General features: G+C 42.4%; 5 protein-coding genes and 1 pseudogene. 1 reads left to right on the top strand and 5 read right to left on the bottom strand.

Features of this window, described 5'->3' with window-relative positions; genetic code table 11:
* Positions 1-289 precede the first annotated feature (289 nt).
* Positions 290-2,002 (top strand): multidrug ABC transporter permease/ATP-binding protein, encoded by a 1,713-nt coding sequence (locus EI164_RS13615; protein ID WP_192520474.1) that lies wholly within the window; start codon positions 290-292, stop codon positions 2,000-2,002.
* 124 nt (positions 2,003-2,126) lie between these two features.
* Here the strand turns inward: EI164_RS13615 and EI164_RS13620 are convergent, their stop codons facing one another.
* The 5 genes and pseudogenes from EI164_RS13620 to EI164_RS13640 all read right to left on the bottom strand — a co-directional run.
* On the bottom strand, positions 2,127-2,468 hold the full coding sequence (locus EI164_RS13620; RefSeq protein WP_192520475.1) for a hypothetical protein: 342 nt from the start codon (positions 2,466-2,468) through the stop codon (positions 2,127-2,129).
* A 1-nt stretch (position 2,469) separates the two neighbouring features.
* Positions 2,470-4,170: a PepSY-associated TM helix domain-containing protein gene (locus EI164_RS13625; protein ID WP_192520476.1), complete on the bottom strand. Its 1,701-nt coding sequence runs from the start codon at positions 4,168-4,170 to the stop codon at positions 2,470-2,472.
* 26 nt (positions 4,171-4,196) lie between these two features.
* The gene (locus EI164_RS13630) at positions 4,197-4,487 is read right to left on the bottom strand and encodes a hypothetical protein (RefSeq protein ID WP_192520477.1); all 291 of its coding nucleotides are present in this window, start codon (positions 4,485-4,487) and stop codon (positions 4,197-4,199) included.
* Positions 4,488-4,547: 60 nt separating this feature from the next.
* Positions 4,548-6,827, bottom strand: a complete 2,280-nt coding sequence (locus EI164_RS13635) for a TonB-dependent siderophore receptor (RefSeq protein ID WP_192520478.1) — start codon at positions 6,825-6,827, stop codon at positions 4,548-4,550.
* A gap of 133 nt (positions 6,828-6,960) precedes the next feature.
* Positions 6,961-7,049 (bottom strand): annotated as a pseudogene (locus tag EI164_RS13640) (IS5/IS1182 family transposase); the annotation flags it as partial.

Here is a 7,049-nt window from a genome sequence, read left to right on the forward strand (position 1 = left end):
GCTGCGTAATTAAAATCTCCCAAGTTTATGTGTACGGATTTGACGGCAGGGGTCAGTCGGTGGCTATACAAATGCTGGTTATTTAAATGCCGGTGAACCCACGGCTTTAAAAGTTTCAGCGACGTTTGACTTTTAAATTTAAACGCTAAGCTTCGCCAATGAGACTACTATACTGATTAAATTGTCGTTATAGAATCATTACCAGAGTTAAATAAAAGGGATTAGGCACCACCTACTCCCTTTTGTGCTATCTAAAAATACGCAAAATTCATTTTATTATTGAGTCCTTATGTCCTCTCGCGCTACAGCTTCTCTATATCATATGATCTGGTCGCATTATCGTCTGCCTTTTCTCAAAGTTATCTTATTGAATTTAGTCAATGCGGCGGTCAGTGTGGGTATTATTGCTTATATTAACCACGCCTTTATCAGTCAGCCTGTTTTTAATACCTTATCATGGCAGAGCTTAGGCTATTTTTCAGCGTTAGTGGTTCTGCTATTGGTCACGACTTTTTTATCACAATATGCCCTAACCCGCTTGGGTCATAGATTTGTGTATGAGCTCAGAACCAAGCTGGTCAAACAAATCATCGATACCAACATTCCGCAGATTGACAAATTAGGAAACGCCCAACTACTCGCCAGCTTGTCTACCGATATCCAATCGATTACCGTCGCCTTTGTCCGTATGCCAGAGTTGGTTCAAGGGGTAATTTTATCTAGCGGAGTCGCTTTATATTTGGGTTGGTTGTCATTGCCACTATTGCTGATCATCATGGTTTGGATTGTAATGACGATTTGGATAAGCACCATTTTGGTGAAGCACGTTTATAAGCACTTAACAGAATTAAGGGAGATTAATGATCTTCTGTATCAAGATTATCAATCTATTATCGAAGGTCGAAAAGAGCTTGCACTTAATCAGCACCGCGCGCAAAAGCTGTATACCAATGATTTTTTGAGTCACGCCCAGTCCTATAAAGAGCGTGTTATTAAAGCAGATACCTTTCACTTATCAGCAGTGAATTGGTCGAACATTATGATGTTTGCAGCGATTGGCGTCGTCTTTGCGGTCTCAAACTATCTGAATATTCCCATGAGCGTTGCCACCACTTTTTCTTTGACCATTTTATTTATGCAATCGCCCCTACTACAAGCCGTTGGCGCTTATCCCACTTTACAAACGGCGCAAGTCGCGTTAGATAAAATACAGACGTTGGCGCTTGCTGATTATCAGCCAGCGTTTTTAACCAATATAGCAGCAAATGACTGGCAGACCATCTCACTGAACAATGTGAGCTATCGCTATCAAGGTATAAACCACCATACACAAGAAGGTGTACCTGAAAATAAGTCGCTTACTGATGATATTTTAAAAGGAGTCAATTTAACCTTGAAGCGTGGCGAAGTGGTGTTTTTGATAGGCTCTAATGGCAGCGGTAAGTCAACCCTTGCAAAAATAATTACTGGCATCTTTATACCTACGACAGGCGCTGTAAAAGTAGACAAACGAACGATTGATTCGGATAACAATACCAATTATCGGCAGCTGTTTTCTGCCATTTTTAGCGATCAACATCTTTTTAAACAACTGATTGGCAGTCAAGACAATGACCCTGATATGTCCTTAGTAACTGAGTGGCTACATAAATTAAATTTGCAAGATAAAGTGACGGTAACTGACCATCGATTGTCTACCGACAAGCTGTCACAAGGACAACGCAAACGCTTGGCCATGCTGCTCGCTGTCACCGAACAAAAGGACTTTCTGCTGCTCGATGAATGGGCTGCTGACCAAGACCCTGCTTTTCGCCGAGTATTTTATCAAACGCTGATTCCTGAATTAAGAGCCATGGGGAAAACGCTGTTTATTATCAGTCATGACGACGGTTATTTTGAGCATGCCGACCGCTTGTTGATGATGAAAGAAGGAAAGCTGACAGAGTTAAATGCAGAAGAACGCCAACGCGCCAGTGCGGACGCCATTGCTATGTTAGAGTAATTGCTCAGCTAGAATAATTGCTAATAAGTCGTACTATTAAAATGTTTAATATCAAAGCATACTGCAAGCGGGGAAATTTTATAGCAGCATTTTATTTTGAATTTGGCGCTTTTATATAAACTGGCTATGCCAGTTTTTCATAAATAACCATGCTTAAATATACAACTCCTGCTGCTACGATTAAGCTAGCAAACCAGACAACGATAAAATAACCAGTATGAGGTGCAAAAAAAGGGAAAATGAAACCTATCAATAGCAGTAGCAATCCCAGCCATCGTAACCTTTGCTGTTTAGTGATATATCGTTTCTGCTCATCATGATGAGATAGCAGGTTTGACCTTACGGCGACTAAGAGTGGCCGTTTGAGATGAAACTTATTCCTATGTCTTTTACTGGTCATCATTAATGCCATCATACCTAGCAGATTAAATGCCAATAGCAATCCAGATAACAGCGCGTTAGACATACTATACATTTTCCATCTGAAGCTTTGAACGACTAGGCGACTTTATTTTTTGCTGGTGAGATGCTTTCTTAAAACTGACCACATAAGTAATATAAGCAAACAGCAGCGCTAGAATAAAAAACATAACGTCAAAGCTGATAAACAGCACATCGACGCTCAAGATACTGTGAAGCAATCCGCGCTCGGTAGTTAGGCTGTTGAGTAGCGGTGTGAATAAAAGTAATAGAGTAATTAATGATAATAATAGACGCCATGCATGACGACTAGAGAGTAATAACGTCAGCAAGAAACCAAACGCCCAGATGATAAAAAACCCATCTACCTCCCACTTGCCTCGCCCTAATAACTCTAACGACAATAGACGATTGAGCCATAAAAAACCTATCATCGCTAAAGGCAATCCCGCCAGCGTCGCAATATTGAGCTTTTCTACTAACCAAAATCCCCAATCAGGCTTATCTATAGTGAATAATTGGCGGCGACGTTTAACCGTCCAAAGCACTAAGCCTGTTGCAATCATACCGCAGCCCGCTGCGCCACATAAAAAGTACAACCAACGCAACCAATTATCCGCAAAGCGTCCTGCATGCAAACCTATCATGACCGCTTGTGTTTGGACAGCGAGCGGCGGCGGTCGACTGTCTTTGAGTACTTCCCCTGTTTGCCCATCATAAATACGAAATACCCCTAACGTTGATAATTGATGCTCAGCTTTACCGTCGATAATAATCATACTTTGGTCAGTATTGGGATGATTAATACTGACACTGGTCACGGTATAATTAGGGTTGCGTTTTTGCCAATCAGATTGTGTCGTGGCAAGCAATGGAGCAATACTAGCCATAGGGGCAGCCTGTAACTCGGTTGCATCCGCTGCCCGATAAGAGTAAATTTCCTTAAAAAACTGCTCATTATCTACCCCAGATACCATGCCTGCCCACGGCATATATAAGGTTATTAAGGTTATGATGCCGGTAAAGGTAATCATCAAATGGAACGGTATTGGCAGCACAGAAAAAGCATTGTGCGCATCAAGCCACGAGCGTTGCCCCTTACCCCAACGAAAGGTAAAAAAATCCGTAAATATCTTTTTGTGGACAATAACGCCTGTGATAATAGCAATCAACATCATCATAGAAGCTATACCGACGATAATTCTGGCCCATATCACACTCATATAATGCAAATCAAAATGCATACGATAAAAGAAGTGACCGCCTACGGTATCTCTTGGTGTATATGCCATTTGGGTTTGCGTATCAAACTGATATTTTAGCCTTTTGTCATCTGTAGTCACATTAATATGTAGACGTTGAGCAATATTATCGCCATTAATATCTTTAGCAATAAACCAGTTTTTGGCATGGGCTTGGGTTTGCTGTAAGTGAGCGATTGCCATAGCAAAACCATCTGACTTATCTTCTAGATTTGTCACATTTTGGTTGTGCGTAAATGTTGAAGACGTGAATGGCGTTTGCTGAGAGCGTGCCGGAATTTCAGGTTGCATCCATGCTGTCAGCTCATTATTAAAATAACTGACCGTGCCCATCAGAAAAATGGTAAACAGCAACCAACCTAATAACAGGCCAAACCAAGTATGGACGTCAGATAAAATGACTCGATAGCCCTTCACTTTAGTTTTACCCTTTGTCTGAATATTACTCATTGTGGCAGTTTGGGTCTTAGTAGAGTCTGAGGGCATAATAACAGCCTGATGGTAAGAAAAATCTAAATAGCGACATAATCAATCACCCCTAATATCCCTGCAATACCGACGATCAGTGTCCATGCCAGCCATAAACGACGCAAAGAAAATACTAAGACAAGGATGAGCGCACATACGACAACGCTAGCAATTTGACCCCAATAGATGGCAGAAATCTCATCTATAGGTAAGGTCAAAAACGTCAAACTCGTAAGCACCGCGATGCCATAGCTACCAATAATCGCTAAAAAAATACGACTGAGGACTTTAAACTCAGGTAGATAAAAACCATGACTGCTACGGCGCTTACTCATGTGACTGCCTGCGTATGAAAGTGAAAGGTCATGATCGGCATAAAAGTGAAAAGCGAAAGATTAAAAGCGATAGGTTAATCTGCCGACTACATTCAAAGGCTCACCGTAAGTCAATTCACTAAAAGTGCTGCCCGCAAGATACTTTTGATTGAACAAATTATTCACATTAACCTGCGCTTCAAGATTGTCGTTAAAGCTATATCTTGCCATGATATTGGCAAGCGTCACGTCATCTTGACCGTACTTTTCAGATTGTTTCGTCACAGGGTTTTTGACAATACCATAGTATCCATTTGACCAGTCAACGCCGCCGCCAATAGTTAAATTAGGAATGATATGATCAAGATTATAAGTGGCAAACAGATTCAGCGTGGTATCAGCAAAGCCAGTATTGATGGTTTTGCCCTTGTTGTCTTCAGCATTAAAATGCGTATAACCAACACTCGCTTGTAGTTGGTCGCTGATTTGACCAGACACTTGTACTTCTACGCCCTGACTGGTGGCACCTTTTGCTCCGTAGTAGGCTTTTTCCAGATCGGTGCCGGGTATTATTTGACCGCCATCGAGTTGAGCAAGGTTGTCCTGCTCGATTCTGAAAATACTCACTTGGCTTTGTAATGTGCCATTATCTGACTCACTTTTTAGACCGATTTCATAGTTTTTACCTTCGATAGGATCGAGGAATTTACCGTTTATATCACGCTGAGTTTGAGGTTTGAAGATATCACTGTAGCTGGTATAAAGACTGTGATTGTCATTAACCGCATAGGTAATCCCTGCGTATGGTGTCCAGATGTGTTTGGCTTCCGTGTTGACGTTACGGCCATACTGCACACCTGAGCGTTCAAAATCAGACACACGCGCTCCCAAAATCACGGCTAAAGGATCCGATAATTTGAGCTGAGTTGCTGCAAAAATGGCTTTTTCTTTGGTTGTGACATCAGAGCTGCGATTGCGCGCTCCCCATTCTGGTTCAGGATAACTGCCATCCCAGTCAGAAAAATCTGGGAGCGGCAACATACCATCAGGCGGTGACTTATAAGTGAAAGTATCAAGATCACTTTTGCTATAGGAGCCGCCTACGATGAGCTTATGCGTTTTTCCCAACGCATCAAAGTTACCGGTTAACTTGCTTTTAACATTGAACTGGTTGCGTTCGGTATCGGCATGAAATGGGTGTAGGTTAAAAATCAGTCCGGTATCAGGATTCACGACTTGGTCGCCATTGGCATACATATAAAGCAGCTTTGGACTACTGTCACTCTCGTTATAGCTGGCATTGGTGGTCAAGTTCCAATCGGCATTAAAATCATGGTCAATATCTGCAAAGTAATAGGTATTATCAGAATCCCAGTTTGTCCAATCTGCGCTGCCATTTTTACTGGTATCCCAATCCGCTTTTGACCCATCACTTAGATAGTTTGGCAAGCCGCCCCACATGGTTGATTTTGATTTATTGTGTTGACGGCTAGCACCCACACTGACCGTGGTGCTGTCGCCCACGTCCGCATCTACTGTGGCATAAAGCAGACTTTGACCCAATTCTTGACGGTCGATAAAGGTATCACCATCTTGATAGCTAGCCACCACTCGGCCTCGTACCGCGCCACTTTCTACTAAAGATTGACTACGATCAACACTGAGACCATATTGCCCATAACGATCAACATTGGCGGATAGCTCTGTTTTTGGAACGCTACTATCAGCCCGTTTACGTATTAAGTTAACATTGGCAGAAGGGTCGCCTGAGCCGCTCATCAAACCAGTCGCGCCGCGTACGGTTTCAACATGGTCAAACATCGCGGTATTGGCAGAGTATTCGCCCATGGCAGCTTGCTGGACAAAATCGGTATTTAAGCCGTCAATTTGGAAGCTATTGATAGCAAAGCCTCTTGATGAAAGACCATTACGCGCGCCATCAACGCTACTTACTTGGATAGCAGGCGTGCGTTTAAGCACATCTATTAGGGTGGTTGAGTTTTGATCTTTGATTTGCTGATTAGTAACCACACTGACCGCTTGCGGGGTTTCTTTGGCCGACAAGCCCATACCGGTGGCGCTACTGGTGACAGGGATTGTATAGCTGTCAGTATTTTCCGTGACCTGTTTGTTCGTTTCTGCCATGACCACGATAGTTGGTAGCGTGGTACTTGGTTCTGACCTATTGTCGCCACGATTGATTTCAATGCCATTGTCATTGATTGGTTGTTGCTGTGATACTTCAGCATGGATCATAGATGAGCTTACTGCCAACGAAGCAATGGCTGAAAGGTGCATGGTTCGCTTAACGCTCCAACTTAAAGGGTTAGGTTTATGCTGTTTTCTACTTTGTGTAATCATAAAGGTATCTCAATGAAAGTGAGGAGAATTTAAGGGAAGGCAGTTATTCAAGACAATAGTGCTTACTAATACATGTTAGCTTTGTAGAGCATCATGAGAAATGAGCTATTTATTAATAGGGTGTGTATAGAATTCAAATCAGGGGCAACCAGATAAAGACACAAGCAAGCATTACCGCCGCTGCATAGCTATCTTTGAGCTTATCATATCGCGTGGCAATGC

The sequence above is a fragment of the Psychrobacter sp. FME13 genome (assembly GCF_014861395.1).
Taxonomy (GTDB): Bacteria; Pseudomonadota; Gammaproteobacteria; order Pseudomonadales; family Moraxellaceae; genus Psychrobacter.

What these genes read in the sequence shown, in the direction of transcription:
- EI164_RS13615 (WP_192520474.1), top strand. Translation starts at nt 290, where the DNA reads ATGTCCTCTCGCGCTACAGCTTCTCTATATCATATGATCTGGTCGCAT.
- EI164_RS13620 (WP_192520475.1), bottom strand. Translation starts at nt 2,468, where the DNA reads ATGTCTAACGCGCTGTTATCTGGATTGCTATTGGCATTTAATCTGCTA.
- EI164_RS13625 (WP_192520476.1), bottom strand. Translation starts at nt 4,170, where the DNA reads ATGCCCTCAGACTCTACTAAGACCCAAACTGCCACAATGAGTAATATT.
- EI164_RS13630 (WP_192520477.1), bottom strand. Translation starts at nt 4,487, where the DNA reads ATGAGTAAGCGCCGTAGCAGTCATGGTTTTTATCTACCTGAGTTTAAA.
- EI164_RS13635 (WP_192520478.1), bottom strand. Translation starts at nt 6,827, where the DNA reads ATGATTACACAAAGTAGAAAACAGCATAAACCTAACCCTTTAAGTTGG.